This is a genomic window from Pseudomonas sp. F(2018) (assembly GCF_005508865.1).
Lineage (GTDB): Bacteria > Pseudomonadota > Gammaproteobacteria > Pseudomonadales > Pseudomonadaceae > Aquipseudomonas.
Window position 1 is genome coordinate 1,174,085 of the sequence record NZ_SCOM01000001.1, and the last position, 26,351, is coordinate 1,200,435.

The 26,351-nt window shown below is 66.0% G+C and carries 31 protein-coding genes; 22 read left to right on the forward strand and 9 right to left on the reverse strand.

Annotated elements, in window-relative coordinates:
* Nucleotides 1–118 precede the first annotated feature (118 nt).
* Genes rluC through sppA form a run of 3 tightly spaced genes read left to right on the forward strand, consistent with a single transcriptional unit; the run spans nucleotide 119 to nucleotide 2,745 of the window.
* Entirely contained in the window at nucleotides 119–1,072 is a 954-nt protein-coding gene (rluC, locus tag FFS62_RS05640; RefSeq protein WP_137971812.1) for a 23S rRNA pseudouridine(955/2504/2580) synthase RluC, read from the forward strand.
* Nucleotides 1,065–1,775, forward strand: coding sequence for an HAD-IIIA family hydrolase (locus tag FFS62_RS05645; RefSeq protein ID WP_256662115.1), 711 nt, complete (start codon nucleotides 1,065–1,067; stop codon nucleotides 1,773–1,775). The genes rluC and FFS62_RS05645 overlap by 8 nt, the downstream gene beginning before the upstream one ends.
* Nucleotides 1,765–2,745: a signal peptide peptidase SppA gene (gene sppA, locus FFS62_RS05650; protein WP_137971814.1), complete on the forward strand. Its 981-nt coding sequence runs from the start codon at nucleotides 1,765–1,767 to the stop codon at nucleotides 2,743–2,745. Before FFS62_RS05645 ends, sppA begins: the two co-directional genes overlap by 11 nt.
* 56 nt (nucleotides 2,746–2,801) lie before the next feature.
* Here the strand turns inward: sppA and FFS62_RS05655 are convergent, their stop codons facing one another.
* The gene (locus FFS62_RS05655; RefSeq protein WP_137971815.1) at nucleotides 2,802–3,380 is read right to left on the reverse strand and encodes a nucleoside triphosphate pyrophosphatase; all 579 of its coding nucleotides are present in this window, start codon (nucleotides 3,378–3,380) and stop codon (nucleotides 2,802–2,804) included.
* Nucleotides 3,381–3,499: 119 nt separating this feature from the next.
* On the opposite strand from FFS62_RS05655, the gene FFS62_RS05660 reads away from it, so the two are divergent.
* From FFS62_RS05660 to FFS62_RS05720, 13 genes are all read left to right on the forward strand, one after another.
* Nucleotides 3,500–4,027: a DUF177 domain-containing protein gene (locus tag FFS62_RS05660; RefSeq protein ID WP_137971816.1), complete on the forward strand. Its 528-nt coding sequence runs from the start codon at nucleotides 3,500–3,502 to the stop codon at nucleotides 4,025–4,027.
* Nucleotides 4,028–4,040: 13 nt separating this feature from the next.
* Nucleotides 4,041–4,223, forward strand: a complete 183-nt coding sequence (gene rpmF, locus FFS62_RS05665) for a 50S ribosomal protein L32 (RefSeq protein ID WP_013791824.1) — start codon at nucleotides 4,041–4,043, stop codon at nucleotides 4,221–4,223.
* Between the two features lie 3 nt (nucleotides 4,224–4,226).
* Entirely contained in the window at nucleotides 4,227–5,234 is a 1,008-nt protein-coding gene (gene plsX / locus FFS62_RS05670; RefSeq protein WP_256662116.1) for a phosphate acyltransferase PlsX, read from the forward strand.
* 188 nt (nucleotides 5,235–5,422) lie between these two features.
* Complete coding sequence (gene fabD, locus FFS62_RS05675; protein ID WP_137971817.1) at nucleotides 5,423–6,361, forward strand: ACP S-malonyltransferase; 939 nt, start codon at nucleotides 5,423–5,425, stop codon at nucleotides 6,359–6,361.
* Between the two features lie 16 nt (nucleotides 6,362–6,377).
* Nucleotides 6,378–7,121: a 3-oxoacyl-ACP reductase FabG gene (fabG, locus tag FFS62_RS05680; protein WP_137971818.1), complete on the forward strand. Its 744-nt coding sequence runs from the start codon at nucleotides 6,378–6,380 to the stop codon at nucleotides 7,119–7,121.
* Nucleotides 7,122–7,301: 180 nt separating this feature from the next.
* Nucleotides 7,302–7,535, forward strand: coding sequence for an acyl carrier protein (gene acpP / locus FFS62_RS05685; protein ID WP_068826648.1), 234 nt, complete (start codon nucleotides 7,302–7,304; stop codon nucleotides 7,533–7,535).
* 109 nt (nucleotides 7,536–7,644) lie between these two features.
* Complete coding sequence (fabF, locus tag FFS62_RS05690) at nucleotides 7,645–8,889, forward strand: beta-ketoacyl-ACP synthase II (protein ID WP_137971819.1); 1,245 nt, start codon at nucleotides 7,645–7,647, stop codon at nucleotides 8,887–8,889.
* Nucleotides 8,889–9,704 carry an aminodeoxychorismate lyase gene (pabC, locus tag FFS62_RS05695; protein ID WP_137971820.1) on the forward strand — a complete coding sequence of 272 codons (816 nt, stop codon included), beginning with the start codon at nucleotides 8,889–8,891 and terminating at the stop codon, nucleotides 9,702–9,704. The genes fabF and pabC overlap by 1 nt, the downstream gene beginning before the upstream one ends.
* A 3-nt stretch (nucleotides 9,705–9,707) precedes the next feature.
* Complete coding sequence (gene mltG / locus FFS62_RS05700; protein ID WP_137971821.1) at nucleotides 9,708–10,745, forward strand: endolytic transglycosylase MltG; 1,038 nt, start codon at nucleotides 9,708–9,710, stop codon at nucleotides 10,743–10,745.
* A 9-nt stretch (nucleotides 10,746–10,754) separates the two neighbouring features.
* Nucleotides 10,755–11,387 carry a dTMP kinase gene (gene tmk, locus FFS62_RS05705; RefSeq protein WP_137971822.1) on the forward strand — a complete coding sequence of 211 codons (633 nt, stop codon included), beginning with the start codon at nucleotides 10,755–10,757 and terminating at the stop codon, nucleotides 11,385–11,387.
* Entirely contained in the window at nucleotides 11,380–12,366 is a 987-nt protein-coding gene (locus FFS62_RS05710; protein ID WP_137971823.1) for a DNA polymerase III subunit delta', read from the forward strand. The genes tmk and FFS62_RS05710 overlap by 8 nt, the downstream gene beginning before the upstream one ends.
* Nucleotides 12,367–12,401: 35 nt before the next feature.
* Nucleotides 12,402–12,758 (forward strand): PilZ domain-containing protein, encoded by a 357-nt coding sequence (locus FFS62_RS05715; RefSeq protein WP_043310025.1) that lies wholly within the window; start codon nucleotides 12,402–12,404, stop codon nucleotides 12,756–12,758.
* Between the two features lie 71 nt (nucleotides 12,759–12,829).
* Nucleotides 12,830–13,612: a TatD family hydrolase gene (locus FFS62_RS05720; protein ID WP_137971824.1), complete on the forward strand. Its 783-nt coding sequence runs from the start codon at nucleotides 12,830–12,832 to the stop codon at nucleotides 13,610–13,612.
* Nucleotides 13,613–13,849: 237 nt separating this feature from the next.
* Here FFS62_RS05720 and FFS62_RS05725 read toward each other — a convergent pair whose 3' ends face one another.
* Complete coding sequence (locus FFS62_RS05725; RefSeq protein WP_137971825.1) at nucleotides 13,850–14,983, reverse strand: aminotransferase class V-fold PLP-dependent enzyme; 1,134 nt, start codon at nucleotides 14,981–14,983, stop codon at nucleotides 13,850–13,852.
* Between the two features lie 76 nt (nucleotides 14,984–15,059).
* Here FFS62_RS05725 and FFS62_RS05730 point away from each other — a divergent pair, with 76 nt between their 5' ends.
* The 6 genes from FFS62_RS05730 to FFS62_RS05755 all read left to right on the forward strand — a co-directional run bounded on the left by FFS62_RS05730 (nucleotide 15,060) and on the right by FFS62_RS05755 (nucleotide 19,415).
* Complete coding sequence (locus tag FFS62_RS05730; protein WP_137971826.1) at nucleotides 15,060–15,698, forward strand: TetR/AcrR family transcriptional regulator; 639 nt, start codon at nucleotides 15,060–15,062, stop codon at nucleotides 15,696–15,698.
* Nucleotides 15,699–15,780: 82 nt separating this feature from the next.
* On the forward strand, nucleotides 15,781–16,749 hold the full coding sequence (locus FFS62_RS05735) for a GTP 3',8-cyclase MoaA (RefSeq protein ID WP_137971827.1): 969 nt from the start codon (nucleotides 15,781–15,783) through the stop codon (nucleotides 16,747–16,749).
* A gap of 142 nt (nucleotides 16,750–16,891) precedes the next feature.
* Nucleotides 16,892–17,785, forward strand: coding sequence for a radical SAM protein (locus FFS62_RS05740; protein ID WP_137971828.1), 894 nt, complete (start codon nucleotides 16,892–16,894; stop codon nucleotides 17,783–17,785).
* A gap of 72 nt (nucleotides 17,786–17,857) precedes the next feature.
* Nucleotides 17,858–18,463 (forward strand): DUF4823 domain-containing protein, encoded by a 606-nt coding sequence (locus tag FFS62_RS05745; protein ID WP_137971829.1) that lies wholly within the window; start codon nucleotides 17,858–17,860, stop codon nucleotides 18,461–18,463.
* 36 nt (nucleotides 18,464–18,499) lie between these two features.
* Complete coding sequence (locus tag FFS62_RS05750) at nucleotides 18,500–19,069, forward strand: DUF1285 domain-containing protein (protein ID WP_137971830.1); 570 nt, start codon at nucleotides 18,500–18,502, stop codon at nucleotides 19,067–19,069.
* Nucleotides 19,070–19,136: 67 nt separating this feature from the next.
* Nucleotides 19,137–19,415: a hypothetical protein gene (locus FFS62_RS05755; RefSeq protein ID WP_137971831.1), complete on the forward strand. Its 279-nt coding sequence runs from the start codon at nucleotides 19,137–19,139 to the stop codon at nucleotides 19,413–19,415.
* A gap of 39 nt (nucleotides 19,416–19,454) precedes the next feature.
* Here the strand turns inward: FFS62_RS05755 and FFS62_RS05760 are convergent, their stop codons facing one another.
* From FFS62_RS05760 to FFS62_RS05790, 7 genes are read right to left on the reverse strand one after another with little or no spacing between them, the layout of a single operon-like run.
* The gene (locus FFS62_RS05760; protein WP_137971832.1) at nucleotides 19,455–19,820 is read right to left on the reverse strand and encodes a VOC family protein; all 366 of its coding nucleotides are present in this window, start codon (nucleotides 19,818–19,820) and stop codon (nucleotides 19,455–19,457) included.
* A gap of 16 nt (nucleotides 19,821–19,836) precedes the next feature.
* Nucleotides 19,837–20,454 carry a hypothetical protein gene (locus FFS62_RS05765; protein ID WP_137971833.1) on the reverse strand — a complete coding sequence of 206 codons (618 nt, stop codon included), beginning with the start codon at nucleotides 20,452–20,454 and terminating at the stop codon, nucleotides 19,837–19,839.
* Between the two features lie 21 nt (nucleotides 20,455–20,475).
* Entirely contained in the window at nucleotides 20,476–22,101 is a 1,626-nt protein-coding gene (locus tag FFS62_RS05770; RefSeq protein ID WP_137971834.1) for a BatD family protein, read from the reverse strand.
* The gene (locus FFS62_RS05775; protein WP_137971835.1) at nucleotides 22,098–23,879 is read right to left on the reverse strand and encodes a VWA domain-containing protein; all 1,782 of its coding nucleotides are present in this window, start codon (nucleotides 23,877–23,879) and stop codon (nucleotides 22,098–22,100) included. Before FFS62_RS05775 ends, FFS62_RS05770 begins: the two co-directional genes overlap by 4 nt.
* Nucleotides 23,879–24,898 carry a VWA domain-containing protein gene (locus FFS62_RS05780; RefSeq protein WP_137971836.1) on the reverse strand — a complete coding sequence of 340 codons (1,020 nt, stop codon included), beginning with the start codon at nucleotides 24,896–24,898 and terminating at the stop codon, nucleotides 23,879–23,881. The genes FFS62_RS05775 and FFS62_RS05780 overlap by 1 nt, the downstream gene beginning before the upstream one ends.
* Entirely contained in the window at nucleotides 24,891–25,388 is a 498-nt protein-coding gene (locus FFS62_RS05785; RefSeq protein ID WP_137971837.1) for a DUF4381 domain-containing protein, read from the reverse strand. The genes FFS62_RS05780 and FFS62_RS05785 overlap by 8 nt, the downstream gene beginning before the upstream one ends.
* Entirely contained in the window at nucleotides 25,385–26,326 is a 942-nt protein-coding gene (locus FFS62_RS05790) for a DUF58 domain-containing protein (protein WP_137971838.1), read from the reverse strand. The genes FFS62_RS05785 and FFS62_RS05790 overlap by 4 nt, the downstream gene beginning before the upstream one ends.
* Nucleotides 26,327–26,351 lie beyond the last annotated feature (25 nt).

Below are 26,351 nucleotides of genomic sequence, written 5' to 3' on the forward strand. Positions count from 1 at the left end.
GGCAGGGGATGGTAGGTTGTCGATCATCCGCTGACCGGGCCGCTTTTGGCGGCGTTCGCGACTATAGCAGCAATGATTAAGTGCTTCAATTCCATAAAAAATTGTTATGATTCCCGGCATGACTACTGACAATTCTCCAACCTCCGGCGTCCAGCTGCTTGAGGTTGCGCCGGAGCATGCCGGCCAACGTATCGATAATTTCTTGCTTGCCCGCCTCAAGGGCGTGCCGAAAACCCTCATCTATCGCATCCTGCGCAAGGGTGAGGTGCGGGTGAACAAGGGGCGCATCAAGCCCGAATACAAGCTGCAGGCCGGCGACATCGTGCGGGTGCCGCCGCTGCGCCTGGCCGAGCGTGACGAGCCGGCACCGCTGGCGCAGAGCCTGCTGGAGCGCCTGGAGGCGGCCATCGTCTACGAGGACAAGACGCTGATCGTGCTGAACAAGCCGGCCGGCATTGCCGTGCATGGTGGCAGCGGCCTGAATTACGGGGTAATCGAGGCGTTTCGCCAGTTGCGCCCCGATGCCAAGGACATCGAGCTGGTCCATCGTCTGGATCGCGACACGTCAGGCCTGCTGATGATCGCCAAGAAGCGCAGCATGCTGCGCCACCTGCACGAGGCCCTGCGCGGCGATGGCGTGGACAAGCGCTACATGGCCCTGGTGCGCGGCAGCTGGCCGACCTCGAAGAAAAAAGTCAGTGCGCCGCTGCTGAAGAACAATCTGCGCTCGGGCGAGCGCATGGTCGAGGTCAATCCCGAAGGCAAGGAGGCGCTCACCGAATTTCGCGTGCTGCGTCGCTTCGGCGAGTTTGCCACCCTGGTCGAAGCCAGCCCGATCACCGGGCGTACCCACCAGATTCGCGTGCATGCCAAGCATGCAGGGCATTGCATCGCCGGCGACTCCAAGTACGGCGAAGACGAATTCACGCGCGAGGTACGTGAGCTGGGCGGCAAGCGTCTGTTCCTGCATGCCTATCAGCTGAAGGTCGAGCTGCCGGATGGTCAGCGCCTGGAGCTCGAGGCGGCGGTGGACGAGGTCTGGGCGCAGACGCTGGAGCGCCTCGGTGTCTGACTCTCGGTTATCGAGCTATCAGCTGCTGATCTTCGACTGGGACGGCACGCTGGTCGATTCGATTGGGCGCATCGTCGAATCCATGCATCGCGCCGCCGATTCCTGTGGACTGCCGCAACTCAGCGACGAGGCGGTCAAGGGCATCATTGGGCTGGGCCTGCCGGAGGCGATCCGGACGCTTTACCCCGAGCTGGAAGAGGCGGCGCTGGTCGAGCGCTTCCGCATTGGCTATGGCGAGCATTACATGGCCCTGGAAAGCGAGCCCTCGGCGCTGTTTCCTGGGGTTGAGGAGTCTCTGCAGGCCTTTCGCGAGCAGGGTTATCAGCTGGCCGTGGCTACCGGCAAGAGTCGCCGGGGCTTGCACCGCATCCTGGAGGGGCGTGGCTGGCTGGAGTATTTCGATGTCACGCGCTGCGCCGACGAGACGGCGAGCAAGCCGCACCCGCGCATGCTGCATGAGATCCTGGCCCATTGCGCCGTAGCGCCCAAGCGGGCGCTGATGGTTGGTGACTCGATATTCGACCTGCAGATGGCGCGCAATGCCGGTGTCGATTCGGTTGCCGTAGGTTTTGGGGCGCAGCCGCTGGAGAGCCTGCTCGGCCATGGGCCGCAGCTGGCGATCAATGAGTTTCCCGAATTGCGTGCCTGGCTGGAAGGGCGCGCACCCGTTAGGACTGTCGAGGTAGGCGAGTATGTCGGATGAATGGAAAGCGTCGACCACCGCTGGTGGTGACGAGAAGGCCTGGAAGCTGCTGGAAAAGACTCTGCAGGCTGGAGTGGTGGAGCAGCGTCGTGCGCGGCGCTGGGGCATCTTCTTCAAGTTGCTGGCGTTCGTTTACCTGTTCGGTGCACTGGCGCTGTTCGCGCCGGGCCTGAAGCTGGACAAGACGGCGTCCTCGGCTGAGCACCACACGGCGCTGATCGAAGTGCGCGGCATGATCATGGCCGACGAGGAGGCCAGTGCCGACAACATCGTCAGCAGCCTGCGCGCGGCCTTCGAGGACAAGAAGACCAAGGGCATCGTCCTGCGTATCAACAGCCCGGGCGGCAGTCCGGTGCAGTCCGGCTATATCTACGACGAGATCAAGCGCCTGCGTGGCGAGCATCCGGACACCAAGGTGTACGCGGTGATCAGTGATCTGGGTGCCTCCGGTGCTTATTACATCGCCAGTGCCGCCGATCAGATCTATGCCGACAAGGCCAGCCTGGTGGGCTCCATTGGTGTCACCGCGGCCACCTTCGGCTTCGTCGGGGTGATGGAGAAGGTCGGCGTCGATCGTCGCGTCTACACCTCGGGTGAGCACAAGGCCTTCCTCGATCCGTTCCAGCCGCCGAAAGTGGAAGAAACCCGCTTCTGGCAGAGCGTGCTGGAAACTACCCACAAGCAGTTCATCGACAGCGTCAAGAAGGGGCGCGGCGAGCGACTCAAGGTCGATCAGCATCCGGAGCTGTTCTCTGGTCTGATCTGGTCCGGTGAGCAGGCCCTGGAGTTGGGGCTGGTCGATGCCCTGGGTAGCAGCAGCTACGTGGCGCGCGAAGTGATCGGCGCCAAGGACATCGTCGACTTCACCCGTGAAGAGAATCCCTTCGATCGTTTCACCAAGAAGCTCGGCACCAGCGTGGCCGAGCGCCTGGCCCTGTGGATGGGCTTCCAGGGACCGACGCTGCGCTGAGTTCAATTGAAGTGAACAGGCCCGGCCTTGGTCGGGCCTCTTCCTTTATATAGGGGTCAGGGAATGGCGACGCCGTGCCTGTCCAGCATCTGCACCAGGCGAATCAATGGCAGGCCGATGAGGCTGGTGCCGTCTTCGCCCTCGGTGGCGCGGAACAGGCTGACGCCCAGGCCTTCGGCCTTGAAGCTGCCGGCGCAGTCGTAGGGTTGCTCGGCCTCCAGATAGCGGGTGATCTGCTCCTCGCTCAGGTGGCGGAAGTGCACGGTGAAGGGCACGGCGTCGACCTGGCATTCGTCGGTGGCGCTGTCCAGCAGGGCCAGGCCGGTGAGGAAGGTCACGCTGCGGCCGCTGGCGGCCAGCAACTGGCTGCGGGCGCGGCTGAAATCATGGGGTTTGCCGAGGATCTGTCGGTCGAGCACGGCGACCTGGTCCGAGCCGATGATCAGGTGTGCGGGATGCAGTTCGCTCAGGGCCCTTGCCTTGGCTTCGGCCAGGCGGCGTACCAGCGCTTCTGCGTTTTCTCCGGGATGCGCCGTTTCGTCTATGGCCGGCGAGGCCCAGGTGAAGGGCTGGCGCAGGCGTGTCAGCAGCTCGCGGCGATAGGGCGAGCTAGAGGCGAGTACCAGCGGCAGCATGATTGATCTCCTGAGCGGGATTGCGAGAGTCGGGCGCGATTCTAGCGACCGTGGTGGCCGACGGACAGGGCGGAAATTCCTTTGACAGGGGCAGGGTGCATCCCTAGAATACCGCGCCTATGTCGAATGGGCCGATTCCACCTCACGTTGATCCGCGCAAACTCGCCGATCGCGGTGCCACCCTGGAAGGGGAGATGCCGCTGGCCAGTTTCGAGCGACTGTGCGACCCGCTGGCGGACAACGCTGGGCAGGTGCACGCGAAGCTGGTCTTCGAACGTGGCGAGCGTCGTGCTGTGAGTATTCACAGTCAGCTCGAGGTTGAGGTCAAAATGGTTTGCCAGCGTTGTCTGGAACTGGTCGCTCTGCCGATCCGCAGCGAGTGTCATTACGCGGTGGTGAAGGAAGGTGCGGATACCCAGTCGCTGCCCAAGGGCTATGACGTGCTGGAAATGGGCGAAGATCCACTGGATCTGCTGACGCTGGTCGAAGATGAGCTGTTGCTCGCTCTGCCCATCGTTCCAGTCCATGCCCCTGAGGATTGCCAGCAGCCGGCCGGTGCCAACGAGCCCGAGCCGAGCGAGGACGAGGTATCGCGGTCCAACCCGTTCAGTGTTTTGGCGCAGTTAAAGCGTGACCCAAACGTTTAGGAGTTATTGAGTTATGGCTGTTCAGCAGAACAAAAAATCCCGCTCTGCCCGCGACATGCGTCGTTCCCACGATGCCCTCGAGGCCAACGCCCTGTCCGTCGAGAAGAGCACCGGTGAAGTTCACCTGCGTCACCACGTGTCCCCGGAAGGTGTCTACCGTGGCCGTAAAGTGATCGACAAGGGCGCCGACGAGTAATCCTTGTCCGCTCCGATCGCTATCGATGCAATGGGTGGGGACTTCGGTCCCCATCACATTGTTCCAGCCTGCATCGCCAGTCTGGCTGAATTCCCCTCGCTACACCTGGTCCTCGTCGGCCAAGCTCCCGTCCTCGAAGAACTGATCGCCCGTCATCCGGGTGTCGATCGCACACGCCTGCAGGTCGAGCACGCCAGCGAAGTGATCGGCATGGACGAGCGTCCGACCCATGCCCTGCGCGGCAAGCCCGATGCCTCCATGCGCGTGATGCTAGAGCTGGTGCGCAGCGGCCGAGCCAAGGCCTGCGTCAGTGCCGGCAACACCGGTGCGCTGATGGCGCTCTCCCTCTATGTGCTCAAGCCCCTGCCGGGCATCGACCGGCCGGCGATGGTCACGGCTGTGCCGACGGCCAAGGGCGTCTGCCATCTGCTCGACCTGGGCGCCAATGTCGACTGCAGCGCCGAGCAGCTCTATCAGTTCGCCGTGATGGGCGCTGTGGCCGCCGAGGCCCAGGGCATGGCGCGCCCGCGAGTGGCGCTGCTCAATGTGGGTACCGAGAACATCAAGGGCAATCAGCAGGTCAAGCTGGCGGCCAGTCTGCTGCAGCAGGCCGAAGGGCTGAATTACATCGGCTTCGTCGAGGGTGATGGCCTGTACCGCGGCGAGGCCGACGTGGTGGTGTGCGACGGCTTCGTCGGCAACATCCTGCTCAAGTCCAGCGAAGGCCTGGTGTCGATGATCTCCGATCGCATCGAGGCGCTGTTCAACGAAGGTTTCGTTTCCAAGCTGGCCGGTGCGGTGGCCATGCCCTTGCTCAAGCGCCTGCGTGGCGAGCTGGCGCCGGCGCGGCACAATGGCGCGAGTTTCCTCGGTCTGCAGGGCATCGTGGTGAAGAGCCATGGCTCGGCGACGGTCGAGGGTTTCCAGAGCGCCATTCGTCGGGCCGTGATCGAGGTGCGCGAGAACCTGCCGCAGCGCCTGCACGGTCGCCTCGAGGACCTGCTGCTCTGACGTGCTGCGGGTCGATGTGTCTTGCCGCTGCGCAGCCCCGTCTCCTGAACTCCTGGTGTTCGCCGCTCTCCAAGGCTGAACGCTGCGGAGTCGGCCTGTGACCGCCGCCGCGGCCGCGCCATCCAATCTGCAATTCTCGACTCGGCATCGCCGTGTCGTCTCCTCCGACTAGATAAGGGAAAGTTTCGATGTCTGCCTCCCTCGCATTTGTCTTCCCCGGCCAGGGCTCGCAATCGCTCGGCATGCTCGCCGAACTCGGTGCTCAACAGGCGCTGGTGCGCGACACCTTTGGCGAGGCCTCCGAGGCGCTCGGCTACGACCTCTGGGCGCTGACCCAGCAAGGCCCGGAAGAGCGTCTGAACGAAACCGACAAGACCCAGCCGGCCATTCTCACCGCCTCCATCGCCCTGTGGCGCCTGTGGCAGGCCGAGGGCGGTGCGCGTCCGGCCTTCGTCGCCGGCCACAGCCTGGGCGAATACTCCGCGCTGGTCGCCGCCGGTGCCATCGAGTTCCGCGACGCGGTCAAGCTGGTCGAATTGCGTGGCCAGTTGATGCAGCAGGCCGTGCCGGCCGGGCAGGGCGGCATGGCCGCCATCCTCGGCCTGGAAGATGCCGATGTGCTGGCCGCCTGCGCCGAAGCGGCGCAAGGCGAAGTGGTCAGCGCCGTCAACTTCAACGCCCCGGGGCAGGTGGTGATTGCCGGTGCCGCGGCTGCCGTCGAGCGCGCCATCGAGGCCTGCAAGGCGCGCGGCGCCAAGCGCGCCATGCCGCTGCCGGTCAGCGTGCCGTCGCACTGCGCGCTGATGCGTCCGGCTGCCGAGAAGTTCGCCGATGCGGTCAACGGCCTGGCCTGGCAGGCGCCGCAGATTCCGCTGGTGCAGAATGTCAGCGCCGCCGTGCCGGCCGACCTCGACGTGCTCAAGCGTGATCTGCTGGCCCAGCTGTACAGCCCGGTGCGCTGGGTGGAAAGCGTGACCTATCTGGCAGCGCAAGGCGTCTCCGAGCTGGTCGAATGTGGCCCCGGCAAGGTGCTGGCGGGTCTCAACAAGCGTTGCGTCAAAGGTATCAATACCCACAATCTGGAAACCCCGGACGCCTTCGCCGCCGTGCGTGCGGCGCTGGTCTGAGTACAAGGAGAGCATCATGAGTCTGCAAGGCAAGGTTGCGCTGGTTACCGGCGCCAGCCGTGGTATCGGCCAGGCCATCGCGTTCGAGCTGGGGCGCCAGGGCGCCACCGTGATCGGTACCGCCACCAGCGAGGCGGGTGCCGCCCGTATCGGCGAGGCGCTCAAGGCCCAGGGCATCCAGGGCGCTGGCGTGCTGCTGGACGTCTCCAGCGACGAGTCGGTGAATGCCGTGCTGGAGCAGATCCAGAAGGATTTCGGCGCCGTGGCCATTCTGGTCAACAACGCCGGCATCACCCGTGACAACCTGATGCTGCGGATGAAGGACGAGGAGTGGTTCGATGTCATCAACACCAACCTCAACAGCCTGTTCCGTCTGTCCAAGGCCGTGCTGCGGGGGATGACCAAGGCGCGCTGGGGGCGCATCATCAGCATTGGTTCGGTGGTTGGCGCCATGGGCAACGCCGGGCAGGTCAACTACGCGGCGGCCAAGGCCGGTCTGGAAGGTTTCAGCCGTGCCCTGGCCCGTGAAGTCGGTTCGCGCTCGATTACCGTCAACTCGGTGGCGCCCGGTTTCATCGATACCGACATGACCCGCGAGCTGCCGGAAGCCCAGCGCGAGGCGCTGCTGACCCAGATTCCGCTGGGTCGCCTGGGCCAGGCCGAAGAAATCGCCAAGGTGGTCGGTTTCCTCGCCTCCGACGGCGCGGCCTACGTCACCGGAGCTACCGTTCCGGTGAATGGCGGCATGTACATGAGCTGAATGTGACTCGGACCTTCGGGAAACTGTCATAAAAGCCGTCTAAAGTCCGTTACAAAAGTGCAACCGGCGGAAGACGGCAGTTCGGAAGGGGCCGGGGATCCGGCTTGAAACTTAGAAAACCCTTTCTATACACTGCAGCCCAGCTGCACGGAATTTTTCCACTAGGAGTGAAAACTAGACATGAGCACCATCGAAGAACGCGTCAAGAAAATCGTCGCCGAGCAACTGGGCGTCAAAGAAGATGAAGTGACCAACAGCGCTTCCTTCGTAGAAGACCTGGGTGCCGACTCCCTTGACACCGTTGAGCTGGTGATGGCTCTGGAAGAGGAATTCGAGACCGAGATCCCGGACGAGCAGGCTGAGAAGATCACCACCGTTCAGGAAGCCATCGATTACGTCACCGCGCACGCCTAAGCGCCCGTAATCGCCGGTTTTCGGCCCAGGAAAAGCCGCACTGCCCCACAAAGGCGTGCGGTTTTTCTTTATCGGGCCAGCAAGTTTCAACGAGAAAGAGGATTGTGCAGTGTCGCGTAGACGCGTCGTGGTTACCGGTATGGGCATGCTGTCGCCCCTGGGCACCGATGTTGCCAGCAGCTGGCAGGGCATCCTGGCCGGTCGCAGTGGTATCAGCCTGATCGAGCATATGGATCTGACCGCCTTCTCCACCCGTTTTGGCGGCTCGGTGAAGGGCTTCAATGTCGAGGAATATCTGTCGGCCAAGGAAGCGCGCAAGCTCGACCTGTTCATCCAGTACGGCCTGGCAGCCAGCTTCCAGGCGATGCGCGATTCCGGTCTGGAAGTCACCGACGCCAACCGCGAGCGTATCGGTGTGGCCATGGGCTCCGGCATCGGCGGCCTGACCAATATCGAGAACAACTGCAAATCGCTGTTCGAGCAGGGGCCGCGGCGCATGTCGCCGTTCTTCGTGCCCGGCTCGATCATCAACATGATTTCCGGTTTCCTGTCGATCCACCTGGGTCTGCAGGGGCCAAACTACGCCATCGCCACCGCCTGCACCACCGGCACCCATTGCATCGGCATGGCCGCGCGCAATATCGCTTATGGTGAGGCCGACGTGATGGTCGCCGGCGGCGCCGAGATGGCCACCTGCGGCCTGGGCATGGGCGGCTTCGGCGCAGCCCGCGCGCTGTCCACCCGCAACGATGATCCGAGCAAGGCCAGCCGTCCGTGGGACAAGGGCCGTGATGGCTTCGTGCTGTCCGACGGCGCCGGTGCTCTGGTGCTGGAAGAGCTGGAACACGCCAAGGCGCGTGGCGCGACCATCTATGCCGAGCTGGTCGGTTTCGGCATGAGCGGCGACGCCTACCACATGACCTCGCCGCCGGAAGACGGCGCCGGCGCGGCACGCTGCATGAGCAATGCCCTGCGCGATGCCGGTCTGAACCTCGATCAGATCCAGTACATCAACGCCCACGGCACCTCGACCTCGGCCGGCGACAAGGCCGAGGCCAGTGCGGTGAAGTCGGTATTCGGTGCGCACGCGCACAAGCTGTCGGTCAGCTCCACCAAGTCCATGACCGGTCACCTGCTCGGCGCTGCCGGCGCGGTGGAGGCGATCTTCAGCGTGCTGGCCCTGCGCGACCAAGTGGCGCCGCCGACCATCAACCTGGATGAGCCGGACGAGGGCTGTGACCTCGACTTCGTCGCCCACCAGGCCAAGCCGCTGGCGATCGATGCAGTGCTGTCCAACTCCTTCGGCTTCGGCGGCACCAACGGTTCGCTGGTGTTCCGTCGCTTCAACGGCTGATGCTGAGCTGGGTCGACGGCCGCCCGGCCACGGATCTGCCTCTGGGCGACCGTGGCCTGGCCTATGGTGACGGCCTGTTCGAGACCATCGCCGTGCGCGGCGGCCGCGCCACGCTGCTGCCGCGCCATCTGGCGCGCCTGGGCGAGGGCGCGCAGCGCCTGTCCATCGATCTCGACCTGCCTGCGCTGGAAGTCGAGTTGTCGGCCTTCTTTGCCGAACTGGGCGAGGGCGTGGCCAAGCTGATGGTCACGCGTGGCGACGGGCTGCGTGGCTACGCGCCGCCACAGCCGCCCAGCCCGCGGCGCATTTTGTTGGGCAATCCGCTGCCCAGCTATCCCGCGAGCAATGCCGAGCAAGGCGTACGCCTGTTTCCCTGCGTCACGCGGCTGGCCGAGCAGCCCCTGCTGGCCGGGCTAAAGCATCTCAATCGCCTGGAACAGGTGCTGGCCCGTGGCGAGTGGCAGGATGCCGCCTTCGCCGAAGGCTTGATGCGCGATGTGTCGGGGCGGGTGATCGAGGGTGTGTTCAGCAACCTGTTCCTGATCAAGGACGGCGTGCTGCTGACAGCCGAGCTGTCGCGCTGCGGCGTGGCGGGCGTGATGCGCGCCGAGGTATTGGAGCAGGCCGCGCGTCAGGGGATCGCCTGCGAGGTGCGCGATATTCTCTTCGACGAGCTGCTGACGGCCGACGAGGTCTTCGTCTGCAACAGCCTCTACGGCATCTGGCCGGTACGCGAACTGGCGGCCAGTGTCTGGCCGGCCGGCCCGCTCACCCGTAAACTGCAGGCCCTTATCCGCAGTCTTCTGGATTCCTGATTCGTGATTCGCAAGTTGTTGCTGCTGCTGGTCACCGGCCTGGCGCTGCTCGTGTTGGCATTGGCCCTGGCCGGCTGGCGCCTGCACAGCGCGTTGAACCAGCCGCTCAAGCTGGAGAGCGAGCGCCTGATCGAGGTGGTGCCCGGCGATACTCCTGGAGGTTTGCTCAATCGTCTGGAAGGCGAGGGGGTGCTGGATGGCGCCTTCTGGCTGCGCCTGTACTGGCGCTTCAACTTGCCGAACCAGGCGCTGCACAGCGGCGAATACCGCCTCAGCCCGCAGCAGAACGTGCGCGATCTGCTCGGTCTGTGGCGCCGTGGCGAGGTGATGCAGTACAGCCTGACGCTGGTCGAGGGCTGGAGTTTCCGCCAGGTGCGCGCCGCGCTCACCCGCCAGGAGGCGCTGCAACAGAGCCTGGCCGGGCTCGACGACGGGGCGCTGATGGAGCGGCTGGGCCTGCCCGGTGTCAGCCCCGAGGGGCGCTTCTTCCCCGATACCTACCGTTACGTGCGTGGCATGAGCGACCTCGACTTGCTCAAGCAGGCGCGTACCCGCCTGGATCAGGTGCTGGACGAGGAGTGGAACAAGCGCGCCCAGGGCCTGCCGTATCGCAAGCCCTATGATGCGCTGGTGATGGCCTCGATGGTGGAGAAGGAGACCGGCGTGGCCGAGGAGCGCGGGCAGATCGCCGGCGTATTCGTCCGCCGCCTACGCAGCGGCATGCGCCTGCAGACCGACCCGACGGTGATCTTCGGCCTGGGCGAGCTGTACAACGGCAACCTGACCCGCGCCCATCTGCTGCAACCGACGCCCTACAACACTTACGTGATCGACGGCATGCCGCCGACCCCCATCGCCCTGGCCGGCCGCGAGGCGATCCACGCCGCGCTCAACCCGGTGCCGGGCAAGAGTCTGTACTTCGTCGCCCGCGGCGACGGCAGCCATGTATTCTCGGAAACCCTGGAGCAGCACAACCGTGCCGTGCGCGAGTACCAGCTCAAGCGCCGCAGCGACTATCGCTCCAGCCCCGCGCCCAGATAAGGAAAACCCGTGAGCGGTCTGTTCATCACCCTGGAAGGCCCGGAAGGGGCCGGCAAGAGCACCAACCGCGAGTACCTCGCCGAGCGTCTGCGCGAGAATGGCGTCGAGGTGGTACTCAGTCGCGAGCCCGGCGGCACGCCGCTGGCCGAGCGCATCCGCGAACTGCTGCTGGACCCCAGCGACGAAAAAATGGACAGCGATACCGAGCTGCTGCTGGTGTTCGCCGCTCGTGCCCAGCACCTGGCGCGGGTCATCCGTCCGGCCCTGGCGCGTGGCGCCGTGGTGCTCTGTGACCGTTTCACCGATGCCACCTACGCCTACCAGGGCGGCGGTCGTGGCCTGGGTGATGCGCGCATCGCCGAGCTGGAGCGTTTCGTCCAGGGCGAACTGCGCCCGCACCTGACCCTGGTGTTCGATCTGCCGGTGGAGATCGGCCTGTCTCGCGCCGCCGCTCGCGGGCGCCTGGACCGTTTCGAGCAGGAAGGTCGGGACTTCTTCGAGGCCGTTCGCCAGACCTATCTGCAGCGCGCAGCCGCCGCTCCAGCGCGCTATCGCGTGCTGGATGCCGCGCAGTCGCTGGAAGCGGTGCAGCGCTCCATCGACGCATTGCTGCCGGAAATCCTGGAGCGCTGCCGTGGCTGAAGCCTACCCCTGGCAGGCACAGCTCTGGCAACAGCTGGCCAACCGCCCGCAGCACGCACACGCCTACCTGCTGCATGGTCCGGCCGGCATCGGCAAGCGCGACCTGGCCGAGCGCCTGATGGCGCGCCTGCTGTGCCAACGACCGAATGGCGCCGACGCCTGCGGCCAGTGCAAGGCCTGTCACCTGCTGGCTGCCGGTACCCACCCGGATGTATTCGTGCTGGAGCCGGAAGAGGCGGACAAGGCGATCAAGGTCGACCAGGTGCGCGAGCTGGTCGGCTTCGTGGTGCAGACCGCCCAGCTCGGCGGGCGCAAGGTGGTGCTGCTGGAACCGGTGGAGGCGATGAACCTCAACTCCGCCAACGCTCTGCTCAAGAGCCTGGAAGAGCCGTCCGGCGATACCGTGCTGTTGCTGGTCAGCCATCAGCCCAGCCGCCTGCTGCCGACCGTGAAGAGTCGCTGCGTGCAGCAGGCCTGCCCGTTGCCGAGCCAGGCCGAAAGTCTGACCTGGCTGGCCCAGGCCCTGCCGGACAGCAGCGATGAGCAGCGCCGCGAGCTGTTGACCCTGGCCGGCGGTTCGCCGCTGATGGCGCGTCGCCTGCAGGGGCAGGGCGTTCTGGAGCAGCGTGCTCTGGTGGTCGAGGGCGTGAAGAAGCTGCTCAAGCAGCAGGCCAGTGCCACCCAACTGGCCGAGGCCTGGAAGACTCTGCCGATGACCATGCTGTTCGACTGGTTCTGCGACTGGGCGCAGCTGATGCTGCGCTACCAGTTGAGCCGCGACGAAGAGGGCCTGGGCCTGGCCGACATGCGCAAGGTCGTACAGTACCTGGCGGACAAGACTCCTCAGCACAAGCTGCTGGCCATGCAGGATTGGCTGCTGCAGCAACGCCAGAAGGTGCTGGGCAAGGCCAACCTGAACGGTGCTCTGCTTCTCGAAGCCCTGCTGGTGCAGTGGGCAAGCCTGCCCGGGCCGGGCTAGAATCGAAAAATTGGAAAAGTTGCCAGGAATAGTGCATGAGCTTGCCACCGAACCTAGGACCGCGTAACGGGATCCTGTCCCTGACCATCAAGGACAAGTCCGTGCTGTACGCCGCCTACATGCCCTTCATTCGCAATGGCGGGCTGTTCATCCCGACCGCCAAGAGCTACAAGCTGGGCGACGAGGTGTTCATGCTGCTCAACCTGATGGACGAGCCGGAGAAGATTCCGGTAGCCGGCAAGGTGGTGTGGATCACTCCGAAGGGTGCCCAGGGCAACCGCGCCGCCGGTGTCGGTGTGCAGTTCAACGACGGCGACAACACCGCCCGCAACAAGATCGAGACCTACCTGGCCGGTGCGCTGAAGTCGGATCGCCCGACTCACACCATGTAAGTCGCATCACAGGCTTCAAGGCAGAAGCGCCCGGAATGGGCGCTTCGTCATTTCAGAGACAGAGAAATCCCATGCTGGTTGATTCCCACTGCCACCTCGACCGCCTCGACCTGGCGGCTCACGACGGCTCCCTCGACGCGGCGCTGGCTGCGGCTCGTGCCCGCGGCGTGCAACACTTCCTGTGCATCGGCGTCAGCGCTGCCAATGCCGGTGCGGTCAAGGCACTGGCCGAGCGCTATGCCGATGTCGACTGCTCGGTGGGTGTGCATCCGCTGGATCTGGAGAAGGGTGAGGCGCCGGCGCTGGACTGGCTGCTCGGCGAGCTGAACCACCCCAATGTGGTGGCCATCGGCGAGACGGGCCTGGACTATCACTACGAACCCGAGGCGGCCGAGCTGCAGCGGCAGTCCTTCAACCTGCATCTCGAGGCGGCGAAGATCACCGGCAAGCCGGTGATCGTGCATACCCGCGAGGCGCGTGCCGACACCCTGGCGCTGCTGCGCGAGGCGGCGTTGCCCCAGGCCGGCGTGCTGCACTGCTTCACCGAAGACTGGGACATGGCCAAGGCGGCCCTGGATATTGGCTTCTATATCTCGCTGTCCGGCATCGTCACCTTCCGCAACGCCGATGCCCTGCGCGAGGTAGCGCGCAAGGTGCCGGCCGACCGCCTGCTGGTGGAGACCGACTCGCCCTATCTCGCGCCCATTCCCCATCGTGGCAAGCCCAACCTGCCGCAGTACGTGCGCGAAGTGGCGGAATTCCTGGCCATGGTGCGTGGCGAGTCGTTCGAGGCCCTGGCCGAGCAGACCACGGCCAATTTCAAGCGCCTGTTCCCGCTGGCCCGAGTGGCCTGATAGGTCGGTTCGCAAAAATCGCGGACAAAAAAAACCCGGGTTCTGGGGGATGAATCCGGGTCAAGACCATTAGGAGTAAAACAAAGGTACGCGATCCACGGTACCTCGACTGGCGGGACACTTGGGGGGAGATGTCGCACACCAGTAGTTCCAGTATTAGCCAGGATTCCCCATCGTCCAGATTGGTCGCGGCGGTTTCTTAAACGTATTTGGAATACCGCCGCGGCTGCTGAGCACTCAGCCTTGTCGCAGCTGGCTCAGCACCGTCAGGCTTTGTTCGATCAACTCCGGATCGGTGTAGAAGTGCGGGGATAAACGGATGCCTTTGCCCCGTTGCGCACAGATCACCTGCTGTTCCCGGAGTCTGGCGAACAGCGCCTGGTTGTCCCAGCCATCCCAGCTGAAGGTCAGGATGCCGGCGCGGCGGGCCGGGTTCAGCGGGCTGTGCAGCTGGATGCCAGCGATTCGCTGCAGGCCTTCCTGCAGCTGCAGCACGCGCTGCTCGATGCTTGCCGCCACCTGATCCATACCGACTTCCTCCAGCAGCGACAGGCTGGCCTCCAGCGCCATGGCGCCGAGCATGTTCGGGCTGCCGCACTCGAAGCGCCGGGCGCTGCGTGCCGGTTGCCATTCCGTGCGGTCGTAATCGCCAGCGTGTTCCAGCATATGCCAGCCGTATTCGTGCAGGGCCAGCTGCTCGCGTAGGTCGCTGCGGCAGTAGAAGACGCCCAGGCTTTCCGGGCCGAGCATCCACTTGTGCCCGTCAGCCATGGCGAAGGCGCAGTCGCAGGCCTGCACGTCCAGCGGTTGGGCGCCGAGCTGCTGGATGGCGTCGACGCAGAACAGTACGTCCTTGTCGCGGCACCCGGCGCCCAGGCGCGGCAGGTCCAGGCGCAGGCCGCTGGCGAACTGCACCGAGCTGATCGACATCAGTCGTGTGCGCGGCCCGCAGGCGGCGAGCAGGGCGCCTTCCGGGTCGCTGCCGCCCAGGTTGACCTGCACCACCTCGACTCCGCGCGGTTTAAGGGCTTCCCAGACGATGCGGTTGGAGGGGAACTCCTCGTCGCTGATCACCACCTGGTCGCCGGCGCGCCAGTCCAGGCCGAAGGCGACGAAGGACAGCGCCTCCGAAGTGTTCTTCACCAGGGCGATGTCGGCCGTGCTGGAGGCGTTGAGCAGGCGCATCAGGCGTTCGCGCAGGCGCTTCTCCACCTTCAGCCAGTCGGGATAGTTGCGCGCGCCGAGGCTGATGTTCTCCTCGGCGAAGCGCCGTACGGCATCGCTGGCGCGCTTGGGCCAGGGGGCTACGGCGGCGTGATTGAGATAGCGCAAACCGGGAACTAGAGGAAATTCGTCGTTTAAATTGAGCATTGGGCCGATGATCCGTGCATTTTGGCGCTGAACAGGCATAATGACGCGCCTCGATTTTTCATCCTGTAGTCACTTTATGAACAAAGAACCTCGCAAAGTCCGTGAATTCCGTCGTCGCGAACAGGAAATTCTCGATACCGCGCTCAAGCTCTTCCTTGAACAGGGTGAAGACAGCGTAACTGTCGAGATGATCGCCGATGCGGTCGGAATCGGCAAAGGCACTATCTACAAGCACTTCAAGTCCAAGGCCGAGGTCTACCTGCGCCTGATGCTGGACTACGAGCGCGACCTCAACGCCTTGTTCCACTCCGAAGACGTGGCCCGCGACAAGGAAGCCCTGTCCCGCGCCTACTTCGAGTTCCGCATGCGCGATCCGCAGCGCTACCGCCTGTTCGACCGTCTGGAAGAGAAGGTGGTCAAGGGCAACCAGGTGCCGGAGATGGTCGAGCAGCTGCACCAGATCCGTACCTCCAACTTCGAACGCCTGACGCTGCTGATCAAGGGCCGCATCGAAGAGGGCAAGCTGGAAGACGTACCGCCGTACTTCCACTACTGCGCCGCCTGGGCGCTGGTACACGGCGCCGTGGCACTGTACCACTCGCCGTTCTGGAGCAGCGTGCTGGAGGATCAGGACGGCTTCTTCCAGTTCCTCATGGACATCGGCGTGCGCATGGGCAACAAGCGCAAGCGCGACGGCGAAGCGCCGACGGCCTGATGCCATTCAGCCCGCCAATGATGCGTTCTTTGCCATCGGCGGCGGGCATATACTCCGGTTTAGACACTGCCGGAGCCTTCCCATGATCGTCGACCGCCAGGGCCGGCGTTTCCGCAACCTGCGCATCAGCCTGACCGCCGCCTGCAACTATGCCTGCACTTACTGCGTGCCGGACGGCAAGCGCTTGGTGGCGGCCCAGGATGAACTCTCGGCCGAGGCCATGGTGCGTGGCGTGGCCTATCTGATCGAGGCCGCCGGCATCGAACGCCTGCGCATCACCGGTGGCGAGCCGCTGGTCAGCCCCAAGCTCGAACATTTTCTGCGTGAGACCAGCCAGCTCGGCCTGCAGGACATCAGCCTGACCACCAATGGCCAGCTGCTCGCGCGCAAGCTGCCGTTGCTGCTGGAGTGCGGCCTCAAGCGCATCAACGTGTCGCTGGATACCCTCGACCCCGACGCCTTCAAGCGCATCGCCCGTGGCGGTGACCTGCCGACCGTGCTGCAGGGCCTGGAAGAGGCGCGGGCGGCCGGGCTGAAGATCAAGGTCAACATGGTGCCGCTGCGCGGGCAGAACCACGAGCAGGTACTGCCCATGCTCGACTACTGCCTGGAGCGCGGCTTCGAACTGCGTTTCATCGAGCTGATGCGCATGGGCCACCTGGCCCGCGAAGGCGCGAGCTTCCAGCAGCAGTTCTATGGCATGCCCGAGCTGCTGGCGACGATCGCCGAGCGCCACGAGTTCGCCCAGGCGCCGGCGCCGCTGGATGCCACCGCGCTGCGCTACGAGATTCCCGGCCACGGCTTCTTCGGCGTGATCGCCAACGAGAGCGTGCCGTTCTGCCGCACTTGCTCGCGTCTGCGCCTGTCCTCCACCGGCTGGCTGCACGGCTGCCTGTCGTCGAGCAACCGCCACTATGTCGGCGACCTGCTCGACAAGCCCCGTCACCAGGCCCTGCCGGCGCTGCAGCGGCTGCTGGTGCGGGCACTTGCCGACAAGCAGGACATCGCCTTTGCGGGCGGTGTCACCGTCATGAAAATCATCGGTGGCTAATGATCTGCTGCGCGTCGGCCATGCGTTGTTGAAAGCAGGCTCGGCATGCTCATTTACCGCCTGTAAACTCCGCTGCCTCGCCTGCTTTCGCCTAGCCTGGCTCTAGCTCGCGAGATCATCGTTAACCTAACGTTCTCAAGCCATGTCTGCCGAATTCCCCATCGCCTATATCGAGCCGGTATTCCGTCCGCCGAGCGAAGCCCATTCCCTGATCCTGCCGGTGACCAACGGCTGCTCGTGGAACGCCTGCACGTTCTGCGAGATGTACACGGCGCCGCAGAAGAAATTCCGCGCTCGTGACGAAGACCAGGTGTTGGAGGAGGTCCGTCGTGCCGGCGAGCGCCTGATCGTGCAGCGGGTGTTCCTTGCCGACGGTGACGCTCTGGTGCTGCCGACGCGGCGCCTGCTGGGCATCCTGCAGGCGATCCGCGAGCACATGCCCGAAGTCGACCGCGTCTCCAGCTACTGCCTGCCGCGCAACCTGCGCAAGAAGTCGGTGGAGGAGCTCAAGGAGCTGGCTGACGCCGGGCTGAAGATGGCCTATGTCGGCTGTGAGTCGGGCGACGACGAAGTGCTGGCGCGGGTCAACAAGGGCGAGACCTTCGAGTCCAGCATCAGCGCTCTGGACAAGCTCGGCCAGGCCGGCATCACCCGCTCGGTGATGATCCTCAACGGCCTCGGCGGCACGGCCCTGAGCGAGCAGCACGCTGATAACTCGGCGCGCCTGATGAACGCCGCCCAGCCGGAATTCCTCTCTACCCTGGTGGTCAGTTTTCCCATGGGTGAGCAGCGCTTCCGCGAAGGCTTCGCCGATTTCCAGCCGCTCGGCCAGCAGCAACTGTTCCTCGAAGTGGAGCGTCTGCTGGAGGGCCTGGAGCTGCAGGACACGGTGTTCCGCAGCGACCATGCTTCCAACTACCTGGTGCTCAAGGGCAACCTCGGTGCCGACAAGGCACGCCTGCTGGCCCAAGTGCGCCAGGCCATCGAGCGGCCGCAGAGCGCGCACCTGCGCCAGGAATGGCAACGCGGCCTGTGAGGCAAGGTTGGCGCGGAAGCTGCTATGACTCTCTATCCGCCGGTTTTCCGTCACCGGCAGGGAGGAACTGCAATGCGTAGCCTGATTCTGCTGCTGGCGCTGGTCGCGCTCGGTGGCTGCATGAAAGTCAGCGACATGGCCGCTGGCACCGAATACCACCTGCGCGACGCCGGCGTGCTCGACCGCAGCGAAACTCGCCGCTCCGCCTCCTGGCGGCTGCAGGCCGACTCGTTCATCTTCATCTCTCAGGCTCACTATGTGCCGCCGGGTGATGCCCGCCCACGTCCCAACGTGGTGGCGGAGGAGGCCTTCAAGTCCTTCGTCGAATACTTCCCGCTGGTGCGCCGCGCCAGCAAGCCGCAAGGCCTGGACGAGGCGATGAACGAGGCGCGTGTCGCCGGTGCCCACTACCTGCTGTACACCCGCTTTGCCGACGCCGATGACCGCATCGGCACCGTGGAGGAGTGGGAGGACCAGGAGGCCGTGGATCGCCTGGGCGTGGACTCCGGCGTGATCCAGCTGATGCTGATCGAGACCAGCACCCGCTACCTGGTGGATACCGCCCGTATCCGCAACCACGGCGGCTTTCTGACGTTTTACGACAATCAACCCGCCGACCAGCTGCGCGCACCGTTCGAGCAGTACGCGCGCACGCTGCTGGGCGTTAGCGAGCGCTAACCGCCATACTGTCGGCTGGACAAGGAGACACACCGCATGACCGATCCGGGCAAGGCCGGCGACCTGCTGGCGCAGATTCCCAAGGGCGAGGGCAAAGGCCTGCCGCCCGTGCACCTGTGGAACCCGGATTTCTGCGGCGACATCGACATGCGCATCGCCCGCGATGGCACCTGGTACTACCTGGGCACGCCGATCGGACGCAAGCCGATGGTCAAGCTGTTCTCCACCATCATCCGTCGCGACGACGACAAGTACTTCCTGATCACCCCGGTGGAGAAGGTTGGCATCATCGTCGACGACGCGCCCTTCGTGGCCGTGACCCTGCAGGTGGACGGGGCGGGCGAGGCGCAGGTGCTGCGCTTCACCACCAATGTCGACGAGGAGGTCGAGGCGGGGAGCGAACATCCGCTACGCGTCGAGATCGACCCCAAGACGCAGGAGCCTGCGCCCTACCTGCATGTGCGGCGCAACCTGGAGGCACTGGTGCATCGCAACGTGTTCTACCAGCTGGTGGATCTGGCGGTGGAGCGGCAGATCGATGGCCAGACCTGGCTCGGGGTGTGGAGCGGGGGAGAGTTCTTCCCGATTGGGCCGCAGCCGGAGTAGGCCCCTCAGCTTGGGATGCAGTTTGAGCCGCTGCGAGTCCTAGCGATGTGGAATAGGGAGATGTCGGGTGACCCAGAAAGTAGATTTATCCAAGGAAGTACAAGTCCAACTTCCACTCGGGCATCTCCTCATGATGTGGGACATCCTATCCAGCAAGCTTTCCTGCGTGCCGATCAATGAGTTCTTCACGGAAGAAGAGAAGCGCGCCGTTTGGTCCTTGGAGGACCTGTTCGAACGAGCCCTAGTGGAAAGCGGCGTTTCCTCCAGGCCTCAACCCGAATGGGATGAGCTCATTGGGAGGGCAAGAGAATTTGCCAAGACCCTCCCGGCAGATTTTCTAGATTAATCGGCTCGCACGTGCGCACCGCCGTGTTAGTGGCGGCCCTTAAATATTCTGCGCGATGTGCCAGAGCACCCCGCTCGGATCGAACAACACGAACTCGCGCATCTTCCAAGGCTGGTCCACCAGCTCGCCCATCCGTACGCCGAAGCGCTCGGCCAGACCCGACTCGCGGACATGCCGATGCCAGGCGTCCACGTCCTCCACCAGCAGGTGCATGACGAAGTTTTCCGCCTGCTCGCGCATGTAGAAGTTCTGCAGCAGGAAGCTGCTGTTGCCGTGATGCAGGTAGGCCAGTTGCTCGTCGCCCCAGGGCATGTTGAAGCCCAGCGCCTGGTAGAAGTCCTTGGAGCGGGCGAAGTCCTTGGCCGGCACCAATGTCTTGAGTTCCACGGTATTCAGGTTGCTCATCGAAGGCTCCTTGAACTCAGAACAGGTCGGTGCGCCTGGTCGGTTTCACCGCCTGGAAGAAGCTGTAGCCCAGACCGATATCGGTGATCACGCGGGTGCACACGGCGGGAATGGCGATCAGCGCGTGGATCAGCATGGCCACCGCCGCATAGGCGCCGAACTCAAGCGCGCGCAGCGGCAGCGGTAGCGGGTCGCGGCGGCTCTCCAGCAGCTCCTGACGCAGGGCCGGCAGGTCGGCCCAGTGCTCGTTGTCGATCTTCTTGCGCATGGCCAGCGGGTACAGGTTGCGGCTGCGGCAGCCACGGCGGAAGGCGCGCCACATGCGCCTGGGTTCCAGCACCAGGCCGGTGGAGAGGGCGATCAGGTTCATGGTGCCGAGCAGCGGTGAATTCAGCATCGAGCCGGTGCCCAGCTCCCAGGCACTGACCTCGCCCTCGCCGATACGCCCGGTGCTGTAGCCGGTCGTCACGTGGTGCAGGTCGTGGTACTTGAGGTAGATGTGGCGCGTCTCGATGTTCGGCAGCGGCACCAGCAGGCAGCCGGTATAGACCGGCACGGTGCAGGCCTGGCGGTCGGCGGTGTCGCTGAAACCGCAGCGCCGGTAGAAGGCGGCGAGTTCTTCCTTGAGGGTCATGTTTCCGTCCTTGGCGTCTGGTCAGCGTGGGTATAGTGGCGGCAGCGGGCTGGCTTCCTGCGGCTTGGCCGCGGCTTCCAGGGCTGGCAGGCTGCGGATGGCTTTCCACAGGCTCTCGCCTTGCCACTGGTGGCCGCTCTCGCTGTACAGCGCGCCATTCAGGCCGTCGAGGGCGTCGGACAGGCTGGCGAAGCGTGCGGCCATGTCCGCCAGGGTTTCCGGCTGCTGGCGAGCCCAGGCGTCCAGAGCCTGGCGGGTGGCGTGGGGGTCGTTGGCCAGGCAGGCGCGCTTGAGATCGTCGAGCAGGGTGCGCGGGCTGGGGCCGGTCTGCGCGGTGGGCAGGATCGCCGGCTGGCGGCGGGCGCGCCACCACAGGCCGAAGCCCAGGGCGGTGGTCAGAGCGAGCAGGGCGCAGGCCAGCTGCCAGGGCCACAGCAGCGTGCCGTCACCAGCCAGCGTGGGCTGGCCGCCGACCGGGGTCTCTACTTCCAGGTTCGGATTGACCGCCACTTCCAGGGTGCGTGCCGGCAGGCTGGCGACCTCCAGACGATCCTCGGTGACGTTCCACCAGTGCACCCGTACTTCCGGCAGGGTGATGCGTCCGCTCTGGCTCGGCACCAGGGCCTGGCTTTCCTCGCGGCTGCCGATCAGGCCCTTGTCGTTGGTCTCGTTGCGCAGCTGCGGCTGGTCCGGGTAGCGGCGCAGGCCGGGGCTGTCCTGCACCGGCATGGGGGGCAGCTGGGCGCTGGACAGGCCCTCGGCGCGCAGCATGATGCTGCGGGTCAGCGAGTCGCCGACGCTGGCCTTGTTCGGCTCCGGGTTCCAGGCCTCGCTCAGGCTCAGGTCACGGGCCGGCAGCCAGGGGGCGTCGGCCGGCCAGCTGGCGGGGCGCGGTTTGACCGTCAGCGGAATCTCTGGCGACTGGACCCGGGTCAGGCGACCCGGACGCGGGCCGAAGGGGTTGTAGTCGTTGTCGCGCACGGCCGGAGTGGCGCTGAACACCTGGGACGGAATGGTCAGCTGGCCGCTCTGCTGCGGGAAGATTGCGTAGCGCAGCTCGATCACCCCGTGGCGCACGCCGTTGACGTCGGTCTCGAAGGTGCGCGGGTCGCCCAGCTGCTCGACGCGGGCGTCGGGGATGTTCAGTGGGGTCAGGCTGCTGTCGTCGTACAGCGATACCGAGTGGTAGATGCGCAGGGTCAGCAGCACCTGGGCCTGCACGTAGACGCTCTCCTGGTCCAGGCTGGCGTCGATGAAGATCGGCGCCAGCTTGCCGCTGCCGCTGGCGTCGCCCTTGACCACCTGCAGGGTGATCGGCTGGCTCTGCGCATCGCCCAGCTTGAGCGGCGGCACCACCACGTAGCCGCTCTGCAGTGGCAGCAGAGTGACGATCCAGCGGGTGCTGGAGCGCGCCTTGCCGCCGAAGGAGGACAGGCGGTTTTCCTGGCGCGTGCTGACCACTTCGAACTGCTGCTTGAGCGGCGCGAGGTCCGGCATGCCGAACTGGGTGACGTCCTCCGATTCGAGGATCAGGTCGAAGGTCTCGCCCTCGTTCAGGCGCGCGCGGTCGACGGTGGCGGAGAAGCTGGCGGCCCAGGCCTGGGTGCCGATCAGGCAGAGGAGGAGGGCGCAAAGCAGGCGTTTCATCGGGACTGTTCCTGGCGCTGCTGTTGTTCGTAGAGGAATTTGCGCCGCAGCAGCTCGCCCGGATCGTCCGGAATCTGCCGCAGCCATTGTTCCAGCGCATCGCGCTGTTCGCCGTCCAGCGGCTGGGCGCTGGCGGTCTGGGTGGCGTCTGCCGGCTTGTCGCTGGCACCTGCCTGCTGCTCGCCGGGCTGGGCCGTCTGTTCCTGGGCGTTCTGCTGGCCGTTCTGACCTTCCTGGCCCTGCTGCTGTTGCGGCTGCTGGCCTTCCTTGTCCTTCTGGCCCTGTTGCGCTGACGACTGTTGGTCGCCCGACTGTTGCGGCTGTGCGGATGGCGACTGGCTGGAAGAGGACTGCTGCTGTTGCTGGTCCTGCTGCTGCTCGTCGCCCTGCTGCGATTGCTGTTGCTGTTGTTGCTTCTGCTGGCGCAGCAATTGCTCGACCAGCGCCTTGTTCTGCTGCGCTGGCTGCAGCTCCGGCTGGCGCTCCAGGGCCTGCTCGTAGGCGTCCAGCGCCGCTTCCAGCTCGTTGCCCTTGGCCAGGGCGTTGCCGCGGTTGAAGTGGGCGATGGCGCTGTCGGACTGGGCGAAGCGCTCGGCGGCGCCGGCGTAGTCGCCGGCGCGGTACAGCGCCTCGCCCTGCCACTGCGGATCGCGGAAGCGGCCAGCAGCCTCCTTGGCCTGGTCCGCCTCGAGCAGGCGCTGGCCCTGCTGGTCCGGGCGCAGCCACAGGTCGTCCCAGCCCAGCGCGTAGCTCGGTTGCGGGCTGACCAACAACAGCAGCGGCAGGCAGAACAGCCAGCCGCGGCGCCCGGCGCAGGCGGCGATCAGCAGCAGCGGCAACAGCAGCCAGTGGCCCTGATCGGCCCAGGCCTGCAGCTGAGTCGGCTCGACGCCGTCGCGCAGCTCCTGCGGGCCTTGCAGCAGATCGAGGGCCTGCAGGTCGCGGTCGTCCAGGCGCGCGCTGCGGTACTGGCCGCCCAGCTCGCTGGCGAACTGGCGCAGGCCGGCGCTGTCCAGGCGTGGCACCAGGATGGCGCCGTCGGCGTCCTTGAGGAAGCTGCCGTCCTCGCCGCGGATCGGTGCGCCCTGGGGCGAGCCGATGCCGAGGATGGCCAGGCGTTCGCCACGGCTGCCGAGTGCCTGGCGCGCGCCTTCGCGCTCTTCCGCGCTCATCTCGCTGCCGATCAGCAGCAGCCGGCCGCGGCCCTGGGCGCCATGATCGAGCAGCTCCAGAGCGCGGCTCACCGCCAGGTCGGCGCGGCGACCCGGCTCGGGCATGATCGACGGCTTGACCGCCTCCAGCAGGTTGCGCGCGGTGGCCAGGTCGTCGGACAGCGGCACCAGGGTGTGGGCGCTGCCGGCATAGACGATGATCGCGGTCTGCGCGTCGTTGCGCGCCTGCAGCAGGTCGAGCAGCTTGCGCTTGGCCTGTTCCAGGCGGCTCGGCGCGGCGTCGGTGGCGAGCATCGCCGGGGTCAGTTCGAGCAGCACCACCAACGGGTCGGCGCGCTTCTGGCTGGCCTGTTCCATGCGCTGCCAGCTCGGCCCGAGCAGGGCCAGCAGGGCGAGCAGCCAGGCCAGGCCGAGGGCGACCCACGGCAAGCGATTGTTGCGCGTGCGGCCGCCGGACAGCAGCACGGCCTGGAAAGCGGCCGGCAGCAGCAGCTGCCAGCGCCCGCTGCGGCGCTCGCGGTGCCACAGCTGCCACAGCAGCCAGCCGAGCAGCGGCAGCAGGAGCAGCCAGAACGGGCGCAGCCAGTGCGGCCAGAGCATGTCCATCAGGCCGATCCTCCGAAGCGCGAGGTCAGCGTCTGCCAGTGCTGCGGCCACAGTTCGCGCGCCACCAGCAGCAGGCTGATCAGCAGCGCCGCGGCCAGCGGCCAGGCATACAGGGCCAGCGCCGGGCGGGCGCGGGTCGGCAGCTGGGCGGCCGGCTCCAGCTGGTCGAGGGCCTCCTCTATCTGCTGCAACTCCTCGCTGGTGCGGGCGCGGAAATAGGTGCCGCCGGTCTGTTCGGCAATGTCGATCAGGGTCGCCTCGTCCAGGTCGACGCCCGGGTTCAGCCCGAGCATGCCCATGATCCCGCTCTGCTCGGGATCGGCGCCGATGCCGATGGTGTAGATCTTGACCTTCTGCTCGGCGGCCAGGCGCGCGGCGGTCTTGGGTTCGATCTCGCCGCCGTTGTTGGCGCCGTCGGTGATCAGCACCAGCACGCGGCTGTCGGCCGGGCGCTGGCGCAGGCGCTTGACGGCCAGGCCGATGGCGTCGCCGATGGCGGTCTGCGGCCCGGCGATGTTGATCAGCGCCTCGTCCAGCCAGGTGCGCACGGTGTGGCGGTCGAAGGTCAGTGGCGACTGCAGATAGGCGCGGCTGCCGAACAGGATCAGGCCGATGCGGTCGCCGCGACGGTCCTCGACGAAGTCGCCGAACAGCTTCTTCACCAGCTCCAGGCGCGAGATGTCGTCGCCTTCCCACTGCATGTCGTCGTGGTCCATGGAGCCGGACACGTCCACCGCCAGCAGCAGGTCGCGGCCGCTGGCCGGCAGTGGCAGCGGCTCGCCGACCCATTCCGGGCGGGCCGCGGCCAACAGCAGGAACATCCACAGCAGCACGAAGGGCGCCTGCTGACGCCAGGCCGGCTGGTTGGCGCGGGCGCGGCGGCCGCTGAGGCCTTCCAGCTCGCCGAGGAAGCTGACCTTGAGCGCCGCCTCGCCGCTGTCGGCCGCCGGCAGCAGCAGTCGCAGCAGCCAGGGCAGGGGAGCGAGGAGCAGGGCCCAGGGCCAGGCGAACTCAAACATGCTTGCGAATCCAGGTGTCGACGGCCTGGTTGAGGCCGTTGATGGCCTTGTCGTCGAGGCTGCAGTGGCTGCGGTAGGTGCCTTCCACCAGGATCATCCAGCGGGTCAGCCCGGCGGCCGGGCAGCGGCTGTCGAGAAAGGCCAGCCAGGCACGGCCGCTGAGCACGTGGCTATTGTCCGTGGGGTAGTCGGTGCGGGCCAGGCGCTTGAGCAGGGCGTTGAGCTGCTGCAGCCAGGGGCCGGCGTGCTGGCCATCGTAGGGCCGCACCAGGCGCGCCAGTTCGGCCAGGGCGGCCTGGCGCACGGGGTCGAGCGGTTGTTCACTCTGCAGCGCCTGCTGCTGGCGGCGTGGCAGGTAGCGGCGCAGGTACCACAGGCCCCAGAGCAGCAACGGGATCAGCACTAGCAGCGCCCACCAGCCGGGCGCCAGTGGCCACCAGGAGACCGGTGGCGGAGCGATGGTCGGTTGCAGCTGGTCGAGCGGGTTCATGCGCGCTTGCCCGCCTGGGGACCGCTGAGGTGGTCGCGCAGCTGTTCCACCAGGTCCTGCGCGGTGGACAGCGCCAGCAGCGGCACGCCGAGCTTCTGCGCCAGGCGCTGCCAGCGCGCACGGCGCTGTTCGGCCAGGCCGCCGTAGGCGACGCGCAGGTCGTCGCCGCGGGTGTCCAGTTCCAGCTGCGCGCCGCGCTCGATGAAGCGCAGCAGGCCGGCGTTGGGCAGGTCGTGGTCGAGCGGGTCGGATACCGGCAGCAGCACTAGGTCGGTGTGCCGCGCCAGCAGGCCGAGCTGCTGTTCGGCGGAGTCGTTCAGCGTGCGCTCGTCGCAGACGATGATCACCAGGCTGCCGGGGCGCAGCACCTCGCGGGCGCGGCGCAGGGCCAGGCCGAAGCTGTCGCGCTCGCCGGCGGCGTCCGGGTGCAGGCCCTGGTTGGCGCGGGTCAGGCGGTTGAGCAGCTGCAGCAGGCTCTGCTTGCTGCGCCGTGGCTTGATCTCGTGGTGCTCGGCATCGCCGAACACCAGGCCGCCGATGCGGTCGTTGTGTGCCAGGGCGGCCCAGCCGAACAGGCTGGCGGCCTGGGCGGCGAGTACCGACTTGAACTGCAGGGCCGAGCCGAAGAACAGCCGGCGGCTCTGCTCGACCATGATGAAGATCGGCCGCTCGCGCTCCTCATGGAACAGCTTGGTGTGCGGCTCCTGGGTGCGCGCGGTGACGCGCCAGTCGATGGTGCGCACGTCGTCGCCGGCCTGGTACACGCGCACCTGGTCGAAGTCGACGCCGCGCCCGCGCAGCTTGGAGTGGTGCAGGCCGATCAGCGGGCTGCGCTTGGCCGGGGTGGAGAACAGCTGCACCTCGCGCACGCGGTGGCGCATCTCGATCAGCTCGGCGAGGCTGACGCGAATACCGGGAGGTGTGGGCTGGATATGCATGGGGTGGTCAGCCGGTCGCCCGGAT